Raw genomic sequence first — 23,798 nt, 5'->3', positions numbered from 1 at the left:
GGGGGAAGGTGCCCCGAAGGGGGGGATGGGGGTTGGGCTGCACCTGCACCAGCAACCCCAAGCACAGAACGCCCCAAGCGCGCCGACACCCCGAAATCCTCCGCCACGCCACCAATCAGGAAACCCGGCTCGCGCCCGGCGGCCTGCAGCAGATAGGCCAGGATGGTGGTGGTGGTGGTCTTGCCATGGGTACCGGCGACGGCCAGCGTGTCGCGGCCGGGCAGTACCTGCTCGGACAGCCATTGCGCACCCGAGGTGTAACGGCGGCCCGAGTCCAGCACCGCCTCCACCGCCGGATTGCCGCGCGAAAGCGCGTTGCCGACCACTACTTCGTCGCAATCCGGGCTGATATTGCCGGGCAGATAGCCTTGCGCCAGTGAAATCCCCAGCGTTTCCAACTGGGTGGACATGGGCGGATACACCGCCTGATCGCTGCCTTCGACCTGATGGCCAAGTTCGCGGGCCAAGGCGGCCACACCGCCCATGAAAGTACCGGCAATGCCGAGAATATGGATCTTGCTCATCCGCAGATTGTCGCCGATGCGCGCCGCCAAGGGGTAAGCCTGAGGTCGTGTAGGTGTACCCCTAACGCCTGTAGGGGATTCCCCGATACCGTCACGCACGCTTCACAATGAGAATACGTGATGCCAGCCTCAGTATCCCTCAGGTCCTACTCCCCAAGAGGCCATCCCCAGGGAGCTCATGCTGATGGGGCCGTGAGCACGCCCTTAGCTGGCTTTTACAAGCGAAACGCCCGGATCCAGCTCATGGCTCCGGGCGTTTCAGTATGTGCGGCGGCCTGAGCCTGCCAGGCCGCTGTGCGCTGCGACGGTCACCCGGCACAGCGCGGCATCCTCAGCGCTTGATCGCCGCCAGAATGCGGGCCAGCACTTCGTCCAGCGCGCCAACACCGTCAACGCGCGCCAGGGTGCCCTTGGCTGCGTAGAAATCGATCACCGGTGCGGTGGAATCGTTGTAGACCTGCAGACGCTGACGCACCGATTCCGGATTGTCATCGGCACGGCCCTGCTCCTGGGCGCGGCCAGCGATGCGCTCGACCAGCAGTTCGGTCGGCACATCCAGCTGCACGATGGCGTCCAGCGGCTGGTTCAGCTTGGCCAACAGCTCGCCCAGCGCATTGGCCTGGGCCACGTTGCGCGGGTAACCGTCCAGGATGAAGCCCTTGGCGGTATCGGCCTGCGACAGGCGCGATTCCAGCATGCCCAGCAGGATGTCGTCGGACACCAGGTTGCCGGCATCCATCACGGCCTTGGCCTGCTTGCCCAGCTCGGTGCCGGCGGCCACTTCGGCGCGCAGCAGATCACCGGTGGAAATGTGTGGAACCTGCAGTTGTTCCTTCAGGCTCGTTGCCTGTGTGCCCTTGCCCGAACCGGGCGGTCCCAACAGAACCAATCGCATTCCTGACTCCCATATGTTTTGAGGAAACGGGACGGACAGCGGCGTTAGACTCATGGGCCGATTCACGCTGCACCGCAATATGTGCAGCTTACCGCATCCGGCCAATGTCCCGGAATGTCCCCCGCTCTGGAGAGTATTGCCCATGTCCCAAGGAACCTTGCTGTATGCGCAGTCCGGCGGTGTCACCGCCGTCATCAACGCCACCGCCTCGGCCGTCATCGCCGAAGCAAGGTCGAAGAAAATCAAGGTGTTGGCTGCGCGCAACGGTATTCTCGGCGCGCTGCGCGAGGACTTGATCGACACTTCGAAGGAGTCGGCCGCCAACATCGCTGCCCTCGCCCATACGCCGGGCGGAGCCTTCGGCTCGTGCCGCTACAAGCTCAAGTCGCTGGAAGCCGACCGCGCCAAATACGAGCGCCTGCTGGAGGTCTTCAAGGCGCATGACGTGCGCTGGTTCCTCTACAACGGCGGCAATGATTCGGCCGATACCGCGCTGAAGGTTTCGCAGCTGGCCAAGGAATACGGCTACCCGCTGACCTGCGTGGGCGTGCCCAAGACCATCGACAACGACCTGGCGGTGACCGACACCTGCCCCGGCTTCGGCTCGGCCGCCAAGTACACCGCCGTGTCGGTGCGCGAGGCCGCGCTGGACGTGGCGGCGATGGCCGAAACTTCCACCCGCGTCTTCATCTACGAAGCGATGGGCCGCCACGCCGGTTGGCTGGCGGCGGCCGCCGGGCTGGCTGGCGAGAACCCCAACGATGCACCGCAGATCATCCTGCTGCCCGAGCGCGCCTATGACGAGCCGGTATTCCTGGCCAAGGTGAAACAGGTGGTGGAGAAGGTCGGCTTCTGCGTGGTGGTGGCCAGCGAAGGCATCCATACCGCCGACGGCCAGTTCGTTGCCGATGCCGGTGGGGTCAAGGATTCCTTCGGCCATACCCAGCTGGGCGGCGTGGCTTCCTACCTGGCCGGCAAGGTCAAGGCCGAACTCGGCTACAAGGTGCATTGGACGCTGCCCGACTACCTGCAGCGCTCGGCACGGCATATCGCCTCCAAGACCGACTGGGAACAGGCGCAGGCGGTGGGCAAGGCCGCGGTGCAGTTTGCGCTGAAGGGGCACAACTCGGTGATGCCGGTGATCGTGCGCAGCTCGGATGTGCCTTACCGCTGGAAAATCGAGGCCGCGCCGCTGTCCAAGGTTGCCAACCACGAGAAAAAGATGCCGGCCGGCTTCATCCGCAAGGATGGCTTCGGCATCACCGAGAAGGCGCGCCGCTACCTGCAGCCGCTGATCCGCGGTGAAGCACCGCTGCCATATGGCCGCGATGGCCTGCCCAAGTACGTGACGTTGAAGAACCTCGCCGTCGCCAAGAAGCTCCCGAGCTGGGAAGGCTGAGCAGGCAATGTAGTGCCGAGCCATGCTCGGCAGGGGCTTGCCCGTTAACGCCGCAGCCGAGCATCGCTCGGCTCTACAGGTGGAGCTTTGTCGGTAACGCCCCAGCCGAGCATGGCTCGGCTCTACAGTCATTACTTCAGACAGGTGTGCCGCGTGGAATGGCGGCGCATCCTGCCGCCAAGGTCTCCACCCAGGCGGTGCAGCATGTTCCGCAAGATAATGATCGGGATGCTTGGCTTCTTCGTCGTCTGCGTACTGGCCGGCGCGGGTTACCGTGTTGGCCAGCATCTGGCACAGCAGGACAAGGTAGCCGCTGCGAGGTAAATCCTCTCAGCATCAACACGTTGCAACAAACAACAGAAGCCAGCCTCTCCCGCCGCCAGCGGGAGGTCTGCGTGACACATTCCAAACCTGCGTTGGTCCCGCTAGGATCGCCTGTTCAGGCAGGGGGGGCTATCCGCATGTCATCACGTTTGTTCCGCTGCGCCGCCATGGCGCTGGCACTGCATGCTGCGTCCAGTAGCGCAGCCAATCAGGATCAGGTCTTACCCGTTACCGTAAGCGCTGCCGAGACAGCGCCTGCACCGGCAGCTGACGCGCTTCCCGCGATTCCTGTCGGCACGCCGGTCGTCATCGAAATCGCCGAACCCCTGGCATCGTCCAGCAACAAGCGCGGCGACGTATTCGCCATCAGGCTGGTCGAGCCGTTGCTGCTGGACGGCATTGAACGTCTCCCGCGCGGAACCCGTGGAACTGGCGAAATCGTCCACGCCGCAGCTGCGCGTGGCGGTGGCGCCCCGGGTGAGCTGTTGATCGCCGCACGCACATTGGAAACGCCACAAGGCCAGCTGCCGCTGCGCGGGTTCAAACTCGGTGCCACCGGTGATGACAACAGTGGAATGGCGCTTGGCGTATCACTCGCAGCGGGGCCATTTGCGATGTTCATCAGAGGCCGCGAGATCGAGATTCCTGCAGGCACACGCGGCATCGCCAAAACCAAGGCCGCAGCACCGCCTGCAACAAGCACGACAGCCGCTGCCATGCCAGACACCACAAACACTTCTGATCCAACGGTCGAAACCGGCAACGGCAGCAGCGCCGTTGCAGAACCTGTTGTTCCATCCCAGCCGGAAACCCCGGTCCAATCCAAGGAGTAGTTCGATGCTTCTACGTTCGTGCGCGATGGCCCTGTCTGCAAGCTTGTTGATTCCGCTGGGTGCTTTCGCACAGCAAGTGCAGGCACCACCTGCCACCGATGCCGCCATCGCCGCGCAGGAAGCGTCCGCGGCCGACGCAAGCGCGCCGGAAGAGGCTGAAGCAGCCGATACCGCGACCACTGCTGATACTGCGCAAGCTGCACATGCGGCAGTTTCCGACAGTCCTGTCGCAGGTGAAACCGCCGCCCGCAGCGGTCTGATTGCCGCAGCACCCGCAGACAAGGCACAGATCGTGTTCTTCCGCCCATCGAAGTTCACTGGCGGCGCGATCGGCTTCAAGGTCCGCGAGGGTGAGCAGGAACTGGGCAAGCTGCGCAGCGGCAACTACTTCATCCACCTGGCCGAGCCAGGCACCCACGAGTACACCGTCCACTCCGAAGCCAAGGACATGTTGACGATTGAAGTGGAAGAAGGCGAGACCTACTTCGTGCAGGGAACCATCACCATGGGTGTGTTCGCCGGCCGTCCCAATCTGTCGCCGTCCGACCAGGGCACCTTCGACGGCATGGCAGACAAACTCAAGCTGCGCGAGTGAGCAATCCGTCAGGGGCGCAGTGCTGCGCCCCTGGCCAAACCTGCCGCGCTCAGCGGCAGGTCTTTCCTTCCATCTTCAAGATGGCCGAATAGGCCGGCAACGCGGCCAAGCGCCCGGCCGCTGCCTGCGTCTTGGCATCTTCCAGGTACACCCGGTTCTGGCCCTGCCCGTCCAGCGCGACCTGCTGGCCGGCCGGTTTGCGCCACACCTCGATCATGGCCTGTTGCGTGCTGCAGCTTGCCGAGGGAATGCGCACCACTTCGTTGAGCTTCCAGCCGCTGGCTTCGCTTGGCGTTACCTTGCTGGAATCCAGGAATGCGGCGCGCGGTTGGCATTGCGCGCTGGTCCGCACCAACTGCATGTCATAGGGAGCGGCGGCATCGCCGGTGAAACGCCCTTCGATGCGGGTGCAGGCTTCTGGAATCTGGCGTACGGTGTGCAGCGCAGCATCGGCCTGCGGACTGGCTGCAGGCCGTTCGATCTCGGGCTTGGCGTTGGTCGCGAACAACGGCAATGGCAGCGCGGCAAGCAGGATCAAGTGGAATGCGGCTTTCATCATGGTGTTTCCCTATCGGCAAGCTGTCGACGTTGCCAGCGTGCGGCTGAACCGCTGGGCAAGAACGCTGCCTGCTGGCGGTGGAGACAGCTGCCAGTCATACTCAGGCCGCCTCAGAGTGTTTGAACACAGCGACACGTACCACAGCCGCACGCGGCCCGGGTCTGTTCCAGTGCTTCGATCTACCCGGCGTGTCCCCGCTTCATCCACAGCTGTATGGCATCCACCAACGCTGGAGGGGTCATGCTCGAACAGTACGGTCTTGTGCTTTCGCTGGTCTGCGCCGCTGTCGCCATCGTCTACGGCATCATCTCGGCCCAATGGGTCCTACGCCAACCTGCCGGCAATGCCCGCATGCAGGAAATCGCCGCCGCCATCCAGGAAGGCGCGCGGGCCTACCTCAACCGCCAATACCTGACCATCGCCTTGGTCGGCGTGGTGCTGTTCGTCTTGGTCGGTTTCTTCCTCAGCTGGTATACGGCGATTGGCTTTGCGATCGGCGCCGTGCTGTCCGGCGCTGCTGGTTACATCGGCATGAACGTGTCGGTACGCGCCAACGTGCGCACCGCCGAGGCTGCGCGCAATGGCATGAGCGCGGCGATGGATGTCGCCTTCCGCGGCGGTGCCATCACCGGCATGCTGGTGGTGGGCCTGGGCCTGCTCGGCGTAGCCGGTTACTACCTGATTCTGCAACGTATGGGCCTGAGCCAGGCCGACAACCTGCACGCATTGGTTGGGCTGGCCTTCGGCAGCTCGCTGATTTCAATCTTCGCGCGGCTGGGTGGCGGCATCTTCACCAAGGGTGCGGACGTAGGCGCGGACCTGGTCGGCAAGGTCGAAGCCGGCATTCCCGAGGATGACCCGCGCAACCCGGCGGTGATTGCCGACAACGTCGGTGACAACGTCGGCGACTGCGCCGGCATGGCCGCAGACCTGTTCGAAACCTATGCGGTGACGGTGATCGCCACCATGCTGCTGGGCGGCATGATGATGGCCGAGGTTGGCCGCAACGCGGTGCTGTATCCGCTGGTACTTGGCGGCGTCTCGATCATCGCCTCGATCATCGGTGCGTTCTTCGTCAAGGTGAAAGCTGGCGGCTCGATCATGGGCGCGCTGTACAAGGGCGTTATCGTCTCCGGCGTGCTGGCGGCCATCGCCTTCTGGCCGGTGACCACGCAGCTGATGGCCGACAACAGCCACGGCGCCACCAACCTGTACATCTGCGCCTTGATTGGCCTGGTGTTGACCGGCCTGATCGTCTGGATCACCGAGTACTACACCGGCACCCAGTACAAGCCGGTACAGCACGTGGCACAGGCATCAACCACCGGTCACGGTACCAACATCATCGCCGGCCTCGGTGTTTCGATGAAATCCACGGCATTGCCGGTGATTGCGGTGTGCGCTGCAATCTGGTCGGCGTTCCACTTTGGTGGTCTCTACGGTATTGCCATCGCCGCAACGGCAATGCTGTCGATGGCCGGCATGATCGTCGCCCTCGATGCCTACGGCCCGATCACCGACAACGCTGGCGGCATCGCCGAGATGGCCGATCTGCCGCCGGAGATCCGCAACATCACCGACCCGCTTGATGCGGTGGGCAATACCACCAAGGCGGTCACCAAGGGCTATGCGATTGGTTCGGCGGCATTGGCCGCGCTGGTGCTGTTCGCCGACTACACCCACAACCTGCAGATGGCGCATCCGGGTGAAACCTTCGCCTTCGACCTGTCCGACCACACGGTGATCATCGGCCTGCTGATCGGCGGCCTGATTCCCTACTTGTTCGGTGCGATGGCGATGGAAGCGGTGGGCCGCGCCGCGGGTGCGGTGGTGGAGGAAGTACGCCGCCAGTTCCGCGAAATCCCCGGCATCATGCAGGGCACCGCCAAGCCGCAATACCACAAGGCAGTGGACATGCTGACGCGCTCGGCAATCAAGGAAATGATCGTGCCGTCGCTGCTACCGGTCGCAGTGCCGGTGGTGGTTGGCCTGCTGCTTGGGCCGAAGGCGCTGGGTGGCTTGTTGATCGGCACCATCGTGACCGGCCTGTTCGTGGCGATCTCGATGACCACCGGCGGTGGCGCCTGGGACAACGCCAAGAAGTACATCGAGGATGGTCACTTCGGCGGCAAGGGCAGTGAAGCGCACAAGGCAGCGGTGACCGGCGATACGGTCGGCGATCCGTACAAGGATACGGCTGGGCCGGCGATCAACCCCCTCATAAAGATCATCAATATCGTGGCGTTGCTGCTGGTGCCATTGCTGTAATCCACGCTGGCAGCGAAAAGCTGCCCTCACCCCAACCCCTCTCCCGCATGCGGGAGAGGGGCTCCTGTATCCAGCGATGGAGAGACCGGAGGGTCCGCGGAGCGGTCCAACAGGAAGCAGCACTTGTGGGAGCGGCGTAAGCCGCGAAGCTGTCATCACATCAGCTACCCGTAAAGGAGGACAACACCACTCAACGCGGACGCTTCACCGCATACACCCGGCCGTCATCGCCGCCACCGCAGTAGAACAACTCGCCGCCATCCGACTCCAGACCACTGACACCGATGTTGTCTGGCATCTGCAGGCGTTCCAGCACCTCACCTGTATCGACCTGCAAGCGACGGATGTCGCTCTGCCCGGCTTCACCAGTGGCATGCCAAAGCGCGCCATCCACCCAGGTCACGCCGGTGACGAAACGGTCCGATTCGATGGTGCGCAGGATCGCGCCATTGGAAGGATCGATCTGATGGATCTTGCGCTGCCGGTACTGGCCCACCCATAGACTGCCTTCGGCCCAGGCCATGCCCGAATCGGTGCCTGCGCCCGGCGCTGGAATCGAAGCCAGCACCTTGCCACTGCGTGGATCAATCTTGTCGATGCGTGCTTCGGCGATCTGCCAGAGATGGGTACCATCGAACGCCGTGCCGGCATCGCAGGGAACTGCCAGCGTATGCACCGGCTTGCCATTGCTCGGGTCGAACGCGACCAGCGCCGCACCGGTCGCCGCCCACACATTCTGTCCATCGAAGCTGACGCCATTGATGGTGTCCGAGCCGGCGAACGGCCCGTACTCACGCACCACTTCGGCTGCATGCACATTCGCCACGGTCCTGGCCGGGCTCAGGGTTTCACTGTTCATCGCTGCAATCTCCTGGCATGTCCGCGATTGGCTGCCTGCCACCGACACTAGTCAATCGGCAGCGCAGCAGGGAGTAACAAGATCGTCGTGAATCCGTTCAAGGGCATCGACCACCAGCGCTGTGCCCGGCCGCGCCCGCTGGAGCGCGCCTGGCCGGCCGCTTCCAGCTCCACCAGTGCCCGCTGCACATTGCGCTGGCTGCCGCCCAGGGCCAAGGCCAACGCCGACGTCGACCATGCAGCGCCATCGCCAAGCAGCGCCACCAACGCAGCCTGTTCACCTTCGATGGGCGGAACCAGCACCCGCACCGGAGTTGCAGTACACGGCGACAACCGAAAGCCCGCCGGGGTGGCTTCGATGTGCGCGTGACTGGCAATCAACGCACGCAGGCGACCGATCTCCACCCGCAGCCGTGCGCGCAACGTCTCGTCGCCGTCGCGCCGGCCAAATACGCGCAGAATGAGGTCATCACGATCGACGTCGCCCGGCCACGCCTCCGCCAGCGCGCGTACAAGCGCGAACAGCACCGGCCGTCTTGCCAGCGATTGCCAATGACTGCCTACTCTCACACCGCGCCGGCAGGCATCCACCACCCATGCCCCGGAGGCCAGCAGTTCCTGCACCTGATCGATACGCAGCAGCGCATCGGCACCGCCGCCAAGACAGCGGGCCGCCGGCTGATCCAGCTTGCGGCAGGCCTCATCGACTTCCGCCTGCAATGTGGCAATACCGGCCTGCGCCGCCGCCATCCGGGCGCGCTCAAGCGCGGCACGCGCCTGTTCGGTCTGCAACGTGCGCAACGCCAGCGTCGCCGCCGTCAGCGCGCTCATCGCCACCAAGGCGGCAGGCATGGGCCGGTTTTCCAGCAGCCTCAGCACGCGTGCGGCTTCCTGCAGCTTCCCCAGCAGCAACAAACGCCTCGCCAGGATCAACCATGCCTGCAACGCATTTGCGGTATCGCCACGGGAATCCAGCTGGGCGGCAATAGCCGACAGCGGATCGGAAGAACCGCCGAGTTCGCGCAGCGCCAGCGCCACCTCGGCCTCGGCCAGTCCGCAGCGCGCACGCGCCACGACCTCATGCACCCCGAAGCCGCGCTGCGCACGCCGCAGCAACTCGCGCGCAAGCGGCAGTTCCCCCAGCTGCGCCATGGCGATGCCGCGCAGAGCCAATGCAGGGGGATCGTCACGCAGGGCAACATGCTTCAGTGCGGCGAGGACATCACCACTGGCCAGGGCGCGGGCGGATGCTGCGATAAGGGAATCCATTGCTGCAGGCTAACCGCGGGCGTGCACGGATGCACTTTTCTGCTCGTGCACGTTCGCAATAGCCGCTTGGAAGCTTGGCGGGCCCATCACCGTGAATGCCTATCGGCGCTTGGTTGCCATCGCGCCACAGGATTGCTGCCAACAGCGCCCTCCCCCTCCCCTCTTCCGCCTTGCGGGAGAGGGACAGCCCTGGCCTGCCGTCAGACAGACTGCTGCCGCTTACCTGCGATTGATGAAGAACTCCACCGGCACCATCACTTCCACCGGCTTGCCTGCCATCTCCGCCGGCGGCGCCGGCACCGGTGTTGCCCTTGCCAAGGTCTCCAGTGTGGCCTCATCCAGGCTGTCATGGCCGCTGCTGCGGCCGATCCGCGCATTGCTGACATTCCCCTGCCTGTCCACGCTGAAGCGCACATAGGCTACCCCTTGCTGGCGCAGGCGCTCGGCCATGCGCGGATAGCGGCGGTACTTCTCCAGGTGGCCCAGCAACAAACCCTGCCAGGTAACCGAGGCCTGCGCCTGCAGGCCCGAGGTGGTCTGCAGGGCGGCGTAGCGCTCGCTGGGCTTGGCGCTGACATTCGGTGGCGCCAAGGTCTGGTCCACCGTGTGGGCATCGGAGTCGGGTGTCGGATCGGGGGGTTGCGGTGGCACATAGGCATCCACCACCTCCGGCTCCTGCGGTGGCGGTTCGCGCTCCAGCCGAGGTGCAGGTAGTGGCTCGCTGCGCTGCTGTTGCTGCTGCGGCGGGCCGGGCGGAATATCGGTCGGCACCGCCGCTGGTGCCTCGGGCATTTCGGCCAGGTCCACCATCACCGCTTCCTGCGGTTGCTGATCCGCCAGCAGGGCCGGCGTGTGCAGGTTCCACCACAGCGCCGCACCAATCACTGCGGCGTGCAGCAACAGCGCCAGCACGAAGCTGCTGCCCCAACGCGGGCCGGACGATGCAGTAGCGACGGTCACGGCGACTGCTCTACCCCGACCAGCGCGACTTTCAGATAGCCCGCGCGACGCAGCAGATTCATCGTCTCCATCAGCTCGCCATAGCTGACCGAGCGATCAGCACGCAGGAAGATGCGCTGCGAGTGGTCACCTTGCGTGCGCGCTTCCAGTGCGGCGCCCAGGGCGTGCGCGGTGACCGCATCATCACCGATACGCAGTGACAGATCGGCCTGCACGGTAAGGAACAACGGTTCCACGTCGCGCGGTTGCGGTTTGGCGCTGCTGGCCGGCAGTTCCACCGGCACATCCACCGTGGCCAACGGCGCGGCCACCATGAAGATGATCAGCAGCACCAGCATCACGTCGATGAAGGGGGTGACATTGATTTCGTGTGCTTCGTCCAGCACGTCATCGTCGGACTCGCGGGAAGTACGGATGGCCATGACCCGACCTCAGCGCGCAGCGCGCGACAGCGCACGGCCGCAATCCAGATCGCGCGAGACGATCTGCTGCACGCTGGCGGAGATATCCCCACCCAGCGCACGCAACGTCAGCAGCCGGCGACTGAAATGGTTGTAGATGACGACCGCCGGAATCGCAGCGACCAGGCCCATCGCGGTCGCCAGCAAGGCTTCGGCGATGCCGGGCGCAACCACCGCCAGGTTGGTGGTATTGGAAGCGGCAATGCCGACGAAGCTGTTCATGATGCCCCACACGGTGCCGAACAGACCGACGAACGGTGCCACCGCACCGATGCTGGCCAGCAGGCCAACGCCGCTGCGCAGGCGGCGACTGGTGCCCAACTCAATGCGTTCAAGCCGCGAACCGAGACGTTCCTTGGTGCCGTCATGGCCCTGCGCGTCGGCCGACAGCGTCAGTTCGGTGCGGGCAGCATCCAGCATGCTGCGCGCCAGACCTGGTCGCAGCAGTACCGACTGCGTGTCCGCGGCATCGAGACTGCCACTCACCTCCAATACCTCGCGCGCCAACTGCAGTTCGCGGCCGATACGCGCCAGCTCGAGGGTCTTGGCGATCAGCACGGTCCAGGTGGCCAGGGACGCCAGCGCCAGGCAGATCATCACCGCCTGCACCACCCAGTCGGCAGACTGGTACATGGCCCAAGGGGTGAGTGCCTGCGCGGCGGCGTGCGGGGAAATGTCAGCGTGCATGGGGAGATTCCGGATCGTCGTTGGAGAAAGTCGCACTGGCGATCTGGCTGGTGCGTTGAAAGTTCTGCGAAATGGCGCCGCATAGGCACGACGCAGCTTGTTGCGTATCAGCAGCGGTAGACTGGTTCATGACCGCTCCTCACCAGCCACCGGCTCGCGAGGGCTAGGCCGCGACAGCACATAGGCGGCACTGGCAAGGAAGAAGACAGCCACCGGCACGGCCAGCTTCCAACCCGGATGCGCGCCGATGAAGAACAACACATAACCAAGCGCCATACCGCCAGCGGCAAAACACTTGCCCTTGCGACTCACAGCACCCTGCTCGCGCCACAACCGCAGCGGCCGACCGTAACGCGGATGCTGCAGCAGCCACGCTTCAAAGCGCGGCGAGGATTTTGAAAAGCACCACACCGCCAGGATCAGGAAGATGGTGGTCGGCATCACCGGCAGCAATGCGCCGATCACGCCCAGCGCCACCATCAACCAGCCCATGCAGAACCACAGCCAGCGAATCACGTCGCGGCCTTGCTGGCGTCTGGCTGTGCAGCGCCGTGCATCAGGCGAATTCCTGCTCGACGTAGCCGCGCACCGTGTGGAATGCGGCGTTGGCGGCATCGATGGCTGCCGCTTCCTGCGCCTCGCTCATGGTGATTGCATCCATGGATGCGGTGAACTCACGCCAGTGGCGGGCTGCGCCATCGGGATGTGCGGCCAGATGGCTGGCACCAAAGTCGGCGCCCAAGCCCAGCTTGCCTGCGAGCTTGAACAGAACTGTGCCGCCCAGGTTGGAGCCTTCCGCAACGTACAGCCAGCCCAGTGCCTGCGGCAGCTCGATGTCGTCAGGGATGACCGCGGCGGTTTCGGCGGGAATGTCCTGTTGCAGATCACCGAGGTCGGCAACAATCTGCTGCAGACGCTGGCGCTGTGCCAGATCCGGCAGCAGCGCGCGCAGCAGCGGCGTCGCGTATAGCGCCTGGATGTCACGGTGGAAGCGGTATTGCACGCGCACGAACCTGGCGAAGCGCTCGCGGCTGGCGAAGATGTCCTCGGCCATGATGCGTTTGTCCAGCGAATCATGGGTGTTGCTGGTGGCTGCCTTCAGGCGTTGACTGCGGGTAGGCGTGGCATTGGTTTCGGCGGTGGTCATGGTCTGCAACAACAAAGCGGAGGGGGAAGCCGGCTGCGCCCTTTGATGGATTCGCCAGCTTTCCTGATTGAGACGTTTGCCGGGGGCGTTCCCCCAAGTGGACTGCACGATGCGCTGCAACCGGCAATCCCGGCGCGTGCGCCGGGATTAGCTTGCACTTCGATCAGTCCCTATCCATCAATAGCGGAACGTCAGCGACATGCGCGCGGTACGGCCCGGTGCCGGCAAGATACCCAGCGCAAGCGGGTCCAGGTAATAACGGTCGGTGGCGTTGTCCAGGTTCACATCCACCGCCCACTGCGCGTTGAACGACCAGCTGGCAAACAGGTCGACGATGGTCGCTGGGCGATACAGCTGCTGGATCGCCGACAGACCCACGTTCCACTCCTTGTCCAGCTTGCTGATCGGGCCGGCGTTGTGCACCACGCGGGTACCGAAGCTCAGCCGTTGGTCGAACAGGCGCGAGCCCAACGTCACATTGACCGTGTAGCGCGGCGGGTTCTGGGTGTTGCTATAGGAACCTTCGAAGCCACCATCCACGCAGTTCGGGGTGTTCTTCAACTCCTCGATGTTGCGCTTGATGCCGTACTCGCGCCGCTCTGCGGCAATGTCCGGCGCACAGGTCTTGGCCTTGAAGTAGTAGTGCGCGGACAGATCGGCGAACACCTTGCCTGCATCGTAGTTGGACTGGAACTCCATGCCCGAGACCTTGAAGCGGTCCACGTTGCGGATCAGCCCCGCTGACAGCGTGCGGTAGTCGCGGGTGATCAGGTCGTCCACGCGGGTATCGAAGTAGGCCAGCTTCACTGCCAGCTGGTCGCCATTGGCGAACAGGTCACGCTTGATGGTGCTGGCGCCGATTTCCCAGCTACCGGCACGCTCCGGCTTCAACTCACCCACCGGCTTGGCGGCGGTGAACAGGCCCAGCGTGGTTTCGAACAGACTGGGCAGTTTGGTGCCTTCGGCATACTTCACGTAGACCATGCTGTCGTCATCGAAGCGATAGGTGACGCTGGCGCTGGGCGAGAACCCGCTGTCGCGGCGCTTGATCGGCTTGGACCAGGTCCAGCTCACCGGCACCATCAGATCCTCAGCGTCATCGGCATCGTAGAAGTTCCAGCCATCGATGTCGGCCACCGTGCCCTTCTTGTACGGTGAGGCCAGCAGCGAGGCTTCGGTGAAATTGCCGTTGGCATCGGGATACCAGTTCAGCATGGCGATGCGTTTGGCGCGCCACGACGGCAGGTTCGGATTGCCATCAAGCAGCTGGGTATAGCGGTACTGCCCGGATGCCTCGAAGCGATCTTCGGTGGCCAGGCGATTGCGGTCGTGCACGTTGACCCGGTTCCAGCGGCCACCGGCCATGAACTCCCAATGTTCATCGGGCTCCCACTTGATCGATGCGACCGCGCTGTATTCCTTGCGTTCGGCATTGCGCAGGAAGCGGTTGTTGACCAGATCGTCGTGCATCACCGGCGCATTCGGGCGGATATCCTCATCGCTGAGCGACAGGCCGTAGTCGAAGGTGAACAGGCCGGCGCTGGTTTCCAGCAGCGAGGTATTGCTGATGTCCAGGCCGAAGCGCTTCTGCTTGAGCGGATTGGCGTATGCATCCTTGTAACCGGGATTGCCGCTGAAGCTGGGCGCGTCGTACCACTCGGTGCGGCGGTCGAAATACCACGGAGTAATACCGGTCAGGCTGTTGTACATCATGCTTTCGACATCGGTGTACCAGGCGTTTGCGCGCAGGTCGACAAGCGCGCTGTCCGGGTTGAAGCGATAGCGCAGGCTGTAGCTGTCCATGTCAACATGGCCCGGGTCCCATTGTGGTACGCGGTCACGGTCAACGCGGATGATCTGCGAGGCCATGATCTCGCCGGCCGTGCCTTCGTAGCGACGGTAGCCCAGCTCCAGCGTCTGTGCATCGTCGATGCGCCAGGTACCCTTCAGCAGCGCGGACTCCGAACGCGAGGAGGTATTGAATACTTCGGTGCGCGGTGGGTTCAACGGTGCCAGCGTGCGCCGGGTCTGCGGGAAATCGTCATAGCCGTGCTTGCCGCCAAAGTAGTTGCCGGTATCGCGCCAGGCATAGGCGGCGACCAGATCGAAGCGGTCCCAGCGCTGGGCCACGGCCACGTTGGCGAACTGGTTGCCGGTGGCGTTGCGGTCGGTACGCGGCGCAGCACTGTACCCGGGCACGTTGTTGGCGCTGTTATTGGCCAGGCCGGTGCGCACGCGGATGCCACTGTCGCGGCCCTCGCGCAGCACGTCGTCCACCTTCAAGGTCTCCATCTCGACCACGCCACCAATGCCACCGGAGGCGTTGGCCTGCAGGCTCGGCCCCTTGGTGATGGTGATGTTGGAGATCAGGTCCGGATCGAGATAGGTGCGCTGCGACTGCCCCGCATAGCCACGGTAGGTGTCCATGGTCGACTGGCCACCATCGATGATCACCGGAATGCGGCTCTGGCCCTGAATACCGCGGATGTTCACATCCAGCGCATTGCCCACGCGCGGGTCGCCGGCGGTAACACCGGCCACACCCTTGATGATGTCGGCGGTGGAGGTGCCGCGGAAACGCTCGATGGTCTGCTGCGGGATGTAGTTGCTGGAACCGGTGCTGCGATAGGTATCGAGCAGCCGCGCGGCATCATTGCCTACGCCGTCGCCCCCGCGCTGGTCGCCGGCCACGCTCAGCGTGCCGGTGACGACCAGGTCGTCCGCGTTGGCGCTTGCCGGCAGCTTCTCAAGAGCCACAGCGCCATTGCCGCTACGGTGCGCAGCCAGGCCGGTGCCACGCAGCAACTGCTGCAGCGCCGTCGCCGGTGGCAACTGGCCGGATACCGGCGTGGAGGTCGCCCCCTCGGCCAAGGCTGCCGCATAGGCCACCTGCACGCCCGACTGGCGCATGTACTGGCCCAGGGCTGCGGCCAGCGGCTGCGCGGGGATATCGAACTGCACGTTGGCGCTGGCAACCGTGGCCTGCGCCATTGCCGGGATGGCTGGCGTCAGCACTGCCAGGCCGGCGGCCAGCATTGCAACGTGCAGGCGGGAAAGACGCAGGCGTGTGCCGGCGCGGAAAGAACTGGGCATTGAAAATCCTGTTGTCGAAGCCGCAATCAGGCGGCGGAGGTTCGACGTACGTGGCGGCGGCTGAGGTACGGTCGGGGTTGAGACGAATGAGCCAGGCAAAACCCCAAGACCAATCGTCCTTCTCAGCTAGCGACGCGCTGGCAGCGCGTCTTCTTGCGCCTGCACGATGGCGATGCCGAACGGCAGTCGCGTCACGCTCAGGCCACTGCCCGCAGCCAGCGCATCCAGCGCCTGCTCAGATTGATCCAGGCGCAGCGCGGCATTGATCGGCGGCAATGCCGATAGATCGCCGCGCACAAACACGTGGCCCGGACGGTAGCGCTGCAATTCGGATAGCACCTGCGTCACAGCTGCGTTTTCCAGCAGCAGTTCGCCACGTCGCCATGCCGCGACATGATCAGGCGCCAGTGACGCACCGCGTTCGGCAACGCCGCGCTTGCTCCAAGCCGCAGCCTGCCCAGCCTGCAGGTACATCCAGCCCTGGTCCGGACGCGCCGCAACCCGCACACGGCCCTGCTCCACTGCAGTATCGACGCGATCACCCTCCCGGCTGACCACGAATGCGGTGGAGATGTCTTCCACCACACCCTCACCGACGGTGATGCGGAATGGCGCGCCGGCTTGCGGCACGACCTCGAACCAGGCGCGCCCACGCAGCAGTTCGATACGCCGCGTGGCCTGGCCGTAATGCACGGCAATGGCGGCACCGGCATCCAGCACTGCAGTCGAACCGTCAGGCAGGCTGACATGACGGATGGCCACACCCGCGCGATGGTCGGCGCGCAGACGCAATGCAAGTTCCGGTGCGGACATCACCGCGCAGAACAGCATCAGTACCGCCACCGCTGCCGACCAGCGCCGCTGCGTGCGCCGTACAGGCTGCTGCAGCACCACGCTTGTCTGCGGGCGGGCGCCGAGGCTGCGCCAAAGCACGCGCTGCCGCTCAAACGCGTGCCGGTGCCCGGGCAGCAGCAACCACTGCTCGAAGGCCTGCATGTCGGGCTCGCCCATGGCTCCCGATGCCAGCCGCAGCAGCCAGTCGCGCGCCTGCTGCGCAACGGGAGTTTCGGGTGGGACGGAAGATGACGGCGGGCGCATGGGCTGGCTCAGGTGATGGCGGCAAGGACAGGTAGGGACGAAATACAAGACGATTGGCGCCGCCGTATCCCCAAGGAAAGCTGCAGCGCTAGCCGCCACCGCGCGCCCAGGCCAGGCGCTGCAGGGCCAGCCGCAGATGATTTTCGACCGTGGTCACCGATACCCCCATGCGCCGCGCCACTTCCGGCTGGGTCAGCCCCTGCAGGCGGTTGAGGCGGAACATGCTGCGGGTCGGCTCCGGCAGATGCCCGGCCGCCTCCAGTACCCGCGTCAATTCGTCCTGCGCCATCACCTGCTCCTCGGTGGACAGCACCTCGTCCGGCCCCCACAGGTAATTTTCGGCCTGCAGGCGCAACCGGCGCGTGCGCTCACGGCCATGGTCGGTGGCCAGATTGGTCGCCAACCGGTACAGGTAGGCGCGCGGATTGCCGATCACCGGCTCATTGCCAACCCCACGGACCTTGAACCACACCCCCTGGATGACGTCGTCGGCGCCGCCGTCGCTGCCGAGGATCTGCCGCACAAGACGCAGCAGCGCCGGGCGTTCGCGGATCAGCAGTTCGGTCAACGTGGTGGCATTGCTGGACATGGAGGCTGTGCAGGCGCGGCAGGCCGCCCGCGCGGGATTGTCGTGGGCCGGCAAGGATACACCTCCAACGATAATGATTCTCATGTGTATTTCGTGGCGATGCGCTCCCGCGACGCTGAACGCTGCCGGCCAGGGCGCCCACCGAGGTTTGGTGCGCCGCAATAGTCGTGGGCGTAGAATGGAGCTCTTTTTCAACCAACAACGATTCGGAGTCAGCGCAATGGGCCTGAAACTGGTCTCGCCGGGCAAGAACCCGCCGGAAGAAATCAACGTCATCGTCGAGATCCCGAAGGATTCGGAGCCGGTGAAGTACGAAATGGACAAGGAAAGCGGCGCGATGTTCGTCGACCGCATCCTGTCCACCCCGATGCGCTACCCCTGCAACTACGGCTTCGTGCCGCAGACCCTGTGCGGCGACGGCGACCCGGCCGACGTGCTGGTGGTGCTGCCGCTGCCGCTGGTCCCGGGCTCGGTGGTGCGCTGCCGTCCGGTCGGCGTGCTGAAGATGAGCGACGAGGCCGGTAGCGACGAGAAGATCCTGGCTGTGCCGGTCGCCAAGATCTTCAGCGGCTACGCCCATGTCGAAGATATCGCCCAGGTTTCCAGCCACTGGCTGGAGCGTATTGGCCACTTCTTCGAGCATTACAAGGATCTGGAGAAGGGCAAGTGGGTCAAGATCGAAGGCTGGGGCGACGCTGCTGAAGCCAAGCGCATCCTGGTCGAAGCTCACAAGAGCTACCTCGCCACCCAGGAACAGGACGTCTGATTTGCCCTGCGCGAGGTCGTAATACCAGGCCCCGCGCAGCGACAACCATCACGTTTTCCTTGCAGAGGGCATGACCCTTTGCCAGCGAGCAGCTACATTGACAGGCCGGTTTCCGGCCTGTTTTTTGTTCGGATTTTGCGTTTTGTCCAAGGGGAAGTGTCTTGCGAATCCTGTTAGTCGGCGGCGAAGCCAGCCTGTCGGCCGAGCTGCTTGAGTACATCGGCGATCTCGGCGACGAGTGGGAAGTAGAGTCGGTCCCGGACGGCAGCGCCGCCATCGTTGCGGTTTCCTCCGCCACGATCGATGCGGTCATCGTCGCCCCGGTGCTGCCCGACCTGGCCCCGGCCACCCTGCTCGGCCAGATCCGGACCCTGCGCCCGGAAACCATCCGTATCGCCCTGATCGATGGCGACAACAGCCAGCGCGTGCCTTCGGCGCGGATCATTGGCGTGGCCCATCGTTTCCTGCCGCTGCCGCTGCCGCCGGAAGTGCTGCTCGAGGCGCTGACCAGCCTGGAAGAGCTGCGCGAGCTGCTGGACAGCCCGCGCCTGCGCCAGTCCATCGGCCGCATCGAGAAGCTGCCCTCGCCGCCGCACCTGTATCTGAGCCTGATGCATGCGCTGGAAGATGACGAGGAAAGCAACGCGGCGGAAGTCGCCAAGCTTGTTGCCGCCGACCCGGCCATCGCCGCCAAGGTGTTGCAGCTGTCCAATTCGGCGTTCTTCAACAACGGCCGCGCGATCTCCGACCTGCGCGGTGCGGTGACCCGGCTGGGCATGGCAACGCTGCGCGACCTGGTGCTGGCCAGCGAGGTGTTCGCGCTGCCGGGCATGTCTGGGCCGGACCGCAACGCGATGCAGTCGCGCGCGCTGCTGGCCTCGCGCCTGGCAGCCAAGATGTTGCCGGCCGCCAGCGCGGAGCTGGGCTCCACGGCGGCGCTGCTGGCCGACATCGGCCTGCTGCTGCCCGGCGTGCGCGACGAGCGCCTGCCTGCCGACGCTGAAGAAACCCGTCCTGGCCACGCCGAAGCCGGCGCCTATCTGATGGGCCTGTGGGGCCTGCCGATGCCGATCATCGAAGCCGTCGCCTTCCAGCTGCAGCCGGGCCGTTCCAATGTGCGCAGCTTCTGGGTGGCCGGTGCCGTCCATGTCGCGACTGCACTTGCCGCCGGCAGCGAGGTGGATGAGCAGTACCTGGCCCACGTCGGCGTGCTGCCGAAGCTGGAGCAGTGGCGCGCGATAGCCGATGAAATGATGGGCTTGAGCGTCGACGCCTGAGCCTGACCTGCAGCAACTGCGGGACAAGGATTGAATGACAACGGCCGCGGATGCGGCCGTTGTTGTTTGCGGGGATTGAACGCGGGTGGCATTGCGTAGGCTGATGCTTTTTTGGCCCTGCCTGTCCCGGGTGCGCTGCGCTTACCCGGGCTACGAATGCCTTGCTTGGTCCTGCTTGGCCCCGGGTGCGCTTCGCTTACCCGGGCTACGGATTGGCCGGCATTGCGGAAGATTGCACACCGGTCGCGATGTATTCGCGGTTTCAAGTAATCCACGCAAAGAAAAAGGGTGGGCCTTGCGGCCCACCCTTTGTCATGCATCACAGTGCTTCGATGGATCAGAAGCGCTGGGTGTACTTCATGTACAGGAAGCGACCGATGTCGAAGCCACCGTAGTACGGGAAGCTCGAGTTCGGTGCCGAGAACATGATCGGACCCTGGTGGTTGAACAGGTTGTTCGCACCGACGGCCACGGTTGCATCCCACGGCGCCTTCCAGCTGACCTGCATGTCGTGGAAGGTGTTGGAACCGGTCTTGCGGATGGCATCGCCTTCGCCGTTTGCCATGTGATCCGGCTCGGTGCAAGGACGGTTGGTGACGCAGCTTTCCTTCATACCCGAGTAGTAACGGGCGGTGTAGGAGACGCCGAAGTCACCCTTCGACCAGTTCACGCCCACGTTGGAACGCACGCGGAACAGACCGGCTTCGCCAACGCGGCCGATGGTGATGTTGTCACCCTTGCCGTTCTGACCCTGCTCGTCGTAGCTGGACAGGTAGCTGGTCTGCCAATCGATGTTGAACTGACCGATTGCCAGTTCCGGCAGGCGGTACTTGACGCCCAGGTCGTAACCTTCGGTCTTCATCTCGCCCAGGTTGGCCAGGCCATAGGTCATGGCGCTGATGTGGCCATCAGAGGCGCGGGTGATACCGTCGCAACGAGCGGCGTTACCCAGCACGTAGCAATCACGCAGGATGCGGTCCACGCTGTCGCTGATGATCATGTCGCTGATCTCGTAGCGGTACCAATCCAGCGAGATGTCCAGGCCCTGCACCCAACGCGGGCTCCACACCAGACCAACGGTCTTGCTCTTGGAGGTTTCCGGGGTCAGGTTGGCGTTGGCACCGGAGACGAACTGGTCCGGGGTAGCGCACGGGTACGAGGTGCACGGCTTCATGCTCTGGTCCAGCTGGGTGTAGCCCAGCGGAACGCCTGCGTTGTTACAGGCAGCATTGCCATTGACGCTGTTGGTGGCGCCAATGCCGCACGGATCGGTGTAGGTCTCGAAGCTGCTGTTGATGCCGCCGTACAGATCGTCGATCGTCGGGGCACGGAAGCCTTCAGCGTAGGTACCACGAACCAGCAGCTCGCTCATCGGACGCCACACGAAGCCGAACTTCGAGTTGATGGTGTCACCGAAGTTGCTGTAGTCCGAGTAACGGCTGGCGATGTTGAAGCTCAGTTCCTTGGCGAACGGCATGTCGCTCAGGACCGGGATGTTCAGCTCCAGGTAGACTTCGTCCAGCTCGTACTTGCCCGAGGTGGTGGTCGAAGCCAGGCCGGTGCTCATGCCCGACTGCGCGAACGCGTCCGGCACATAGCGGCCCTGCTCTTCGCGGTGCTCAACGCCCATCGCGACACCCAGGTCACCGGCCGGCAGGGTCAGAACCGAACCTGCGATGTTGGCGGTGAAGCTGGTGGTCTTGGTCAGGCCGGTGTTGGTGAACTGCGGGAACAGGAAAGCCTGCGTGGCAGCATCTGCCAGCGAGCCCTGGCCAGCCACGCCGTACGGCAGCAGCGGGTTCCACGGACGGCAATCAGACAGTGCAACCGGGTTGGCAGCGGTACCGCACTGAGCCACGCCGTCCTTGTTGATGAACGAAGCACCCAAGGCCTGCTCGGAAGCGATCAGGCTCATGTCGCCGTGACCGGTCTTGGTGGATTCGTTACGGTTCCACAGCGCGCCGACGTCCCAATCGAAGGTCTTGCCAGCGAACTCGAAGTAACCTTCGATGCTCGGGGCAAAGCGCAGGGTCTTCAGCTTGCTTTCGGTGGTGCGCGGCACTTCCCACAGACGGCGACGGAAGGTGGTATCCGTGGCGTTCGGGTTGAACACGCTGTCAGCCGACAGCGGGGTGCCCATCGCGGTAGCCTGGTACGGGTAGCCAGCGATCTGCTGATCGGTGGTGCGCTCGTTGTAGATCACGTCCGCGTTGAAGGTGATCGTGTCGGTCAGATCGTAGTTGCTGTTGACATACAGCGACTTGCGCTCGATACCGGTCTGCACGCCCATCTGCTGGTTGGCATTGACCGAGTCAGCAGCGGTCTGCAGGCGGTAGTCGCCACGGTTGGAGGGGTTGCCGCCGTCCTTCAGGGTGTACCACAGCACGTCGTCGTTGGAGACGTAGCCCGGCTCACCCTTCTTGATACCCGGGGTAGCGCACGGGTCGCAGAACGAGCCCTTTTCATTGATGGCGCTGGCGCCAGCACCCGGGTAAGCCGGGCCGGAGTTGCCGTAAGCACTGAAGTCACGGTCCTTGGCCCACACCGGCTTGGCCTTGTAGTACTCAGCCGCCATGGTGATGCCACCGCGCTCGCCCTGCGTACCGAGGGTCATCGAGTACTGGGTGGTCTCGCCGTCGCCTTCGCCGTACTGGCCGACATAGGCAGAAGCTTCGCCGCCGTCAAAGCGCTTGCGGGTGATCACGTTGACCACAGCAGCGATAGCGTCCGAACCGTAGATGGCCGAGGCGCCATCCTTCAGGATTTCGATGCGCTCAACCGCGCCCATCGGAATCTGGCTCAGATCCTGCATACCGGCAGTGGTGGCGCCCAGGCGCTTGCCGTTCATCAGCACCAGCGTGCGCTGCGCGCCCAGGTTACGGATGTCGACGTAGTAACCGCCCACGTTCTCGCCAGAAGACAGCGACTCGGAACGCGAGATGGCCGGGGAACCGGCCGAAGTCAGGTTCTGCAGAACGTCAGCAACCGAGGTGAAGCCCTGCTTTTCCAGTGCTTCGCGGGTCAGCGTGACGACCGGCTGCTGGGTTTCCATGTCAGCGCCGCGGATACGCGAGCCGGTGACTTCCAGGCGATCAAGGGTGGTGGCACCGGCAGCAGCTTCCTGCGCCGAAGCAAAAGAGGGGGTCAAGGCAATAGCAATGCCGGCCGGGAGCAAGCCCAACCGCACTGCAGAATTACGAAGCTTCATCAATCTCTCCAAAGAGCTAAAACAAACGACAAAGTTAGCGGTGTGTTAAACACCCCTGAACGTTACGTTCGTACTGCCGCCTTGGTTTTGCTCAAGCCATCCTTAAACTTTGCCGAATCTGGCCTCAACGCAATTGGCATCTCGCGGTACTGCGTTGCCGATGCACCGAAACGTGCACGAAAAGCGCGCGCAAAGCTGCAACAGTTATCAAATCCGCTGGCAGAGGCCACTTCACCGATCATCATGTCGGTATCGCACAACAGCATCGCTGCACGTTCCAGGCGCAGGCGCGCCGACAGCGATTGCGGGCTTTCTTCATACAATGCCTGGAAGGTCTTGGACAGATACCAGCTGGAGAAATTGGTCAGCTCGGCAAGTTCACCAATACGCACGACGCGATGGCTGTTGCCTTCCAGATACATGCGCGCACGCTGCATGCGGCCAAATACCTGGCGCTTGCGGATGCGCGAGCGGCCCGGGCAGCGCTGCACGGTGCCGGCCAGATCGCGCTGCAGGGAGGCCAGATGCAGCAACAAGGGCCGCAGCTGATGGATGGTGGCACCCGGCGCCTGTGCTTCGCGCCACAAGCGCAGCGCCAGCCGCGCCTCGCCCAGGCTCATGCGGCCACGTCCGGTATAGACGCTGCTGTCGGCCAAGGTGCCCAACATGCGCAGGGCATCGGCATCCAGGCTGATACCAATGCACATGCCATCACGGCCAGCCTGGATCAGCGGACGCGATTCCTTTTCAAAAGCAATCCACTCGCGCTGGCGCAGGCGGAACTTGCCCTCCTTGGATTCCACCCAGGCGGTGCCACGCAGCTGCAGCCATACCGTGAATACAGTGCCAGAGGTCTGCAGGCTGCCCAGCCGAGCTACGCCGACACAGGCCGGACGCGGGCCATCCTCTGCCTGCTTTTCGAACGAAACCGACTGACCCCGATCCACCCACGAAACCTGCCGCATGTCGCACACCATCGTTTGCCTTC

The 23,798-nt window shown here is 64.2% G+C and carries 22 protein-coding genes; 6 read left to right on the top strand and 16 right to left on the bottom strand.

Annotated elements, in window-relative coordinates:
- Both ABB27_RS07270 and ABB27_RS07265 read right to left on the bottom strand, forming a co-directional pair.
- Positions 1–524 (bottom strand): Mur ligase domain-containing protein (locus ABB27_RS07270; protein WP_244479175.1); only part of this gene is annotated, 524 nt, incomplete at its 3' end.
- 331 nt (positions 525–855) lie between these two features.
- Positions 856–1,419, bottom strand: a complete 564-nt coding sequence (locus ABB27_RS07265) for an adenylate kinase (RefSeq protein WP_057627841.1) — start codon at positions 1,417–1,419, stop codon at positions 856–858.
- Between the two features lie 142 nt (positions 1,420–1,561).
- Between ABB27_RS07265 and ABB27_RS07260 the strand changes: the two genes are divergently transcribed.
- The 3 genes from ABB27_RS07260 (at position 1,562) to ABB27_RS19645 (ending at position 4,570) form a co-directional block, all read left to right on the top strand.
- Positions 1,562–2,818: a 6-phosphofructokinase gene (locus tag ABB27_RS07260; RefSeq protein WP_057627838.1), complete on the top strand. Its 1,257-nt coding sequence runs from the start codon at positions 1,562–1,564 to the stop codon at positions 2,816–2,818.
- A 344-nt stretch (positions 2,819–3,162) separates the two neighbouring features.
- The gene (locus ABB27_RS19920; RefSeq protein ID WP_161809626.1) at positions 3,163–3,975 is read left to right on the top strand and encodes a hypothetical protein; all 813 of its coding nucleotides are present in this window, start codon (positions 3,163–3,165) and stop codon (positions 3,973–3,975) included.
- Positions 3,976–3,979: 4 nt separating this feature from the next.
- Positions 3,980–4,570 carry a DUF2846 domain-containing protein gene (locus ABB27_RS19645; protein WP_161809625.1) on the top strand — a complete coding sequence of 197 codons (591 nt, stop codon included), beginning with the start codon at positions 3,980–3,982 and terminating at the stop codon, positions 4,568–4,570.
- A 49-nt stretch (positions 4,571–4,619) separates the two neighbouring features.
- Here ABB27_RS19645 and ABB27_RS07245 read toward each other — a convergent pair whose 3' ends face one another.
- The gene (locus ABB27_RS07245; RefSeq protein WP_057627833.1) at positions 4,620–5,129 is read right to left on the bottom strand and encodes a hypothetical protein; all 510 of its coding nucleotides are present in this window, start codon (positions 5,127–5,129) and stop codon (positions 4,620–4,622) included.
- A 240-nt stretch (positions 5,130–5,369) separates the two neighbouring features.
- Between ABB27_RS07245 and ABB27_RS07240 the strand changes: the two genes are divergently transcribed.
- Complete coding sequence (locus tag ABB27_RS07240) at positions 5,370–7,397, top strand: sodium-translocating pyrophosphatase (protein ID WP_057627831.1); 2,028 nt, start codon at positions 5,370–5,372, stop codon at positions 7,395–7,397.
- Positions 7,398–7,587: 190 nt separating this feature from the next.
- On the opposite strand, the gene ABB27_RS07235 is transcribed toward ABB27_RS07240, so the two are convergent.
- The 11 genes from ABB27_RS07235 to ABB27_RS07190 all read right to left on the bottom strand — a co-directional run bounded on the left by ABB27_RS07235 (position 7,588) and on the right by ABB27_RS07190 (position 17,559).
- The gene (locus ABB27_RS07235) at positions 7,588–8,256 is read right to left on the bottom strand and encodes a glutaminyl-peptide cyclotransferase (RefSeq protein ID WP_057627828.1); all 669 of its coding nucleotides are present in this window, start codon (positions 8,254–8,256) and stop codon (positions 7,588–7,590) included.
- 47 nt (positions 8,257–8,303) lie between these two features.
- Entirely contained in the window at positions 8,304–9,524 is a 1,221-nt protein-coding gene (locus ABB27_RS07230; RefSeq protein WP_057627826.1) for a hypothetical protein, read from the bottom strand.
- A gap of 219 nt (positions 9,525–9,743) precedes the next feature.
- Positions 9,744–10,484 carry an energy transducer TonB gene (locus ABB27_RS07225; protein WP_057627824.1) on the bottom strand — a complete coding sequence of 247 codons (741 nt, stop codon included), beginning with the start codon at positions 10,482–10,484 and terminating at the stop codon, positions 9,744–9,746.
- Positions 10,481–10,906 (bottom strand): TonB system transport protein ExbD, encoded by a 426-nt coding sequence (gene exbD, locus ABB27_RS07220; protein ID WP_057627822.1) that lies wholly within the window; start codon positions 10,904–10,906, stop codon positions 10,481–10,483. Before exbD ends, ABB27_RS07225 begins: the two co-directional genes overlap by 4 nt.
- 9 nt (positions 10,907–10,915) lie before the next feature.
- Positions 10,916–11,632 (bottom strand): tonB-system energizer ExbB, encoded by a 717-nt coding sequence (exbB, locus tag ABB27_RS07215; protein ID WP_244479174.1) that lies wholly within the window; start codon positions 11,630–11,632, stop codon positions 10,916–10,918.
- On the bottom strand, positions 11,622–11,762 hold the full coding sequence (locus tag ABB27_RS19915; protein WP_161809624.1) for a hypothetical protein: 141 nt from the start codon (positions 11,760–11,762) through the stop codon (positions 11,622–11,624). Before ABB27_RS19915 ends, exbB begins: the two co-directional genes overlap by 11 nt.
- A complete protein-coding gene (locus ABB27_RS07210) occupies positions 11,759–12,145 on the bottom strand; it encodes a YbaN family protein (RefSeq protein WP_057627851.1) in 387 nt (128 codons plus the stop codon). Before ABB27_RS07210 ends, ABB27_RS19915 begins: the two co-directional genes overlap by 4 nt.
- A 43-nt stretch (positions 12,146–12,188) precedes the next feature.
- Positions 12,189–12,779 carry a biliverdin-producing heme oxygenase gene (locus ABB27_RS07205; protein WP_057627849.1) on the bottom strand — a complete coding sequence of 197 codons (591 nt, stop codon included), beginning with the start codon at positions 12,777–12,779 and terminating at the stop codon, positions 12,189–12,191.
- 177 nt (positions 12,780–12,956) lie between these two features.
- Positions 12,957–15,872, bottom strand: a complete 2,916-nt coding sequence (locus tag ABB27_RS07200) for a TonB-dependent receptor (RefSeq protein ID WP_057627813.1) — start codon at positions 15,870–15,872, stop codon at positions 12,957–12,959.
- Between the two features lie 126 nt (positions 15,873–15,998).
- Entirely contained in the window at positions 15,999–16,970 is a 972-nt protein-coding gene (locus tag ABB27_RS07195; RefSeq protein ID WP_057627811.1) for a FecR family protein, read from the bottom strand.
- An 88-nt stretch (positions 16,971–17,058) separates the two neighbouring features.
- A complete protein-coding gene (locus ABB27_RS07190) occupies positions 17,059–17,559 on the bottom strand; it encodes an RNA polymerase sigma factor (RefSeq protein ID WP_057627809.1) in 501 nt (166 codons plus the stop codon).
- A 220-nt stretch (positions 17,560–17,779) separates the two neighbouring features.
- Between ABB27_RS07190 and ppa the strand changes: the two genes are divergently transcribed.
- Positions 17,780–18,325 (top strand): inorganic diphosphatase, encoded by a 546-nt coding sequence (gene ppa, locus ABB27_RS07185; protein ID WP_057627806.1) that lies wholly within the window; start codon positions 17,780–17,782, stop codon positions 18,323–18,325.
- Between the two features lie 161 nt (positions 18,326–18,486).
- A complete protein-coding gene (locus ABB27_RS07180) occupies positions 18,487–19,602 on the top strand; it encodes an HDOD domain-containing protein (RefSeq protein WP_057627804.1) in 1,116 nt (371 codons plus the stop codon).
- Positions 19,603–19,939: 337 nt separating this feature from the next.
- Here ABB27_RS07180 and ABB27_RS07175 read toward each other — a convergent pair whose 3' ends face one another.
- Complete coding sequence (locus ABB27_RS07175) at positions 19,940–22,810, bottom strand: TonB-dependent receptor domain-containing protein (RefSeq protein ID WP_057627802.1); 2,871 nt, start codon at positions 22,808–22,810, stop codon at positions 19,940–19,942.
- A gap of 62 nt (positions 22,811–22,872) precedes the next feature.
- Positions 22,873–23,775, bottom strand: coding sequence for a helix-turn-helix transcriptional regulator (locus tag ABB27_RS07170; RefSeq protein ID WP_057627847.1), 903 nt, complete (start codon positions 23,773–23,775; stop codon positions 22,873–22,875).
- Positions 23,776–23,798 lie beyond the last annotated feature (23 nt).

Source organism: Stenotrophomonas terrae, from assembly GCF_001431465.1.
In the GTDB taxonomy this organism is placed as follows: domain Bacteria; phylum Pseudomonadota; class Gammaproteobacteria; order Xanthomonadales; family Xanthomonadaceae; genus Stenotrophomonas; species Stenotrophomonas terrae.
Note: the sequence above shows the minus strand (reverse complement) of the source record. Positions and strands in the feature narration are given on the sequence as shown.

Bases quoted from the DNA above. Each gene is read 5' to 3' on its own strand.
- ABB27_RS07265 (WP_057627841.1), bottom strand. From the start codon at position 1,419: ATGCGATTGGTTCTGTTGGGACCGCCCGGTTCGGGCAAGGGCACACAG.
- ABB27_RS07260 (WP_057627838.1), top strand. From the start codon at position 1,562: ATGTCCCAAGGAACCTTGCTGTATGCGCAGTCCGGCGGTGTCACCGCC.
- ABB27_RS19645 (WP_161809625.1), top strand. From the start codon at position 3,980: ATGCTTCTACGTTCGTGCGCGATGGCCCTGTCTGCAAGCTTGTTGATT.
- ABB27_RS07245 (WP_057627833.1), bottom strand. From the start codon at position 5,129: ATGATGAAAGCCGCATTCCACTTGATCCTGCTTGCCGCGCTGCCATTG.
- ABB27_RS07240 (WP_057627831.1), top strand. From the start codon at position 5,370: ATGCTCGAACAGTACGGTCTTGTGCTTTCGCTGGTCTGCGCCGCTGTC.
- ABB27_RS07235 (WP_057627828.1), bottom strand. From the start codon at position 8,256: ATGAACAGTGAAACCCTGAGCCCGGCCAGGACCGTGGCGAATGTGCAT.
- ABB27_RS07230 (WP_057627826.1), bottom strand. From the start codon at position 9,524: ATGGATTCCCTTATCGCAGCATCCGCCCGCGCCCTGGCCAGTGGTGAT.
- exbD (WP_057627822.1), bottom strand. From the start codon at position 10,906: ATGGCCATCCGTACTTCCCGCGAGTCCGACGATGACGTGCTGGACGAA.
- exbB (WP_244479174.1), bottom strand. From the start codon at position 11,632: ATGCACGCTGACATTTCCCCGCACGCCGCCGCGCAGGCACTCACCCCT.
- ABB27_RS19915 (WP_161809624.1), bottom strand. From the start codon at position 11,762: ATGAACCAGTCTACCGCTGCTGATACGCAACAAGCTGCGTCGTGCCTA.
- ABB27_RS07205 (WP_057627849.1), bottom strand. From the start codon at position 12,779: ATGACCACCGCCGAAACCAATGCCACGCCTACCCGCAGTCAACGCCTG.
- ABB27_RS07200 (WP_057627813.1), bottom strand. From the start codon at position 15,872: ATGCCCAGTTCTTTCCGCGCCGGCACACGCCTGCGTCTTTCCCGCCTG.
- ABB27_RS07195 (WP_057627811.1), bottom strand. From the start codon at position 16,970: ATGCGCCCGCCGTCATCTTCCGTCCCACCCGAAACTCCCGTTGCGCAG.
- ABB27_RS07190 (WP_057627809.1), bottom strand. From the start codon at position 17,559: ATGTCCAGCAATGCCACCACGTTGACCGAACTGCTGATCCGCGAACGC.
- ppa (WP_057627806.1), top strand. From the start codon at position 17,780: ATGGGCCTGAAACTGGTCTCGCCGGGCAAGAACCCGCCGGAAGAAATC.
- ABB27_RS07175 (WP_057627802.1), bottom strand. From the start codon at position 22,810: ATGAAGCTTCGTAATTCTGCAGTGCGGTTGGGCTTGCTCCCGGCCGGC.
- ABB27_RS07170 (WP_057627847.1), bottom strand. From the start codon at position 23,775: ATGCGGCAGGTTTCGTGGGTGGATCGGGGTCAGTCGGTTTCGTTCGAA.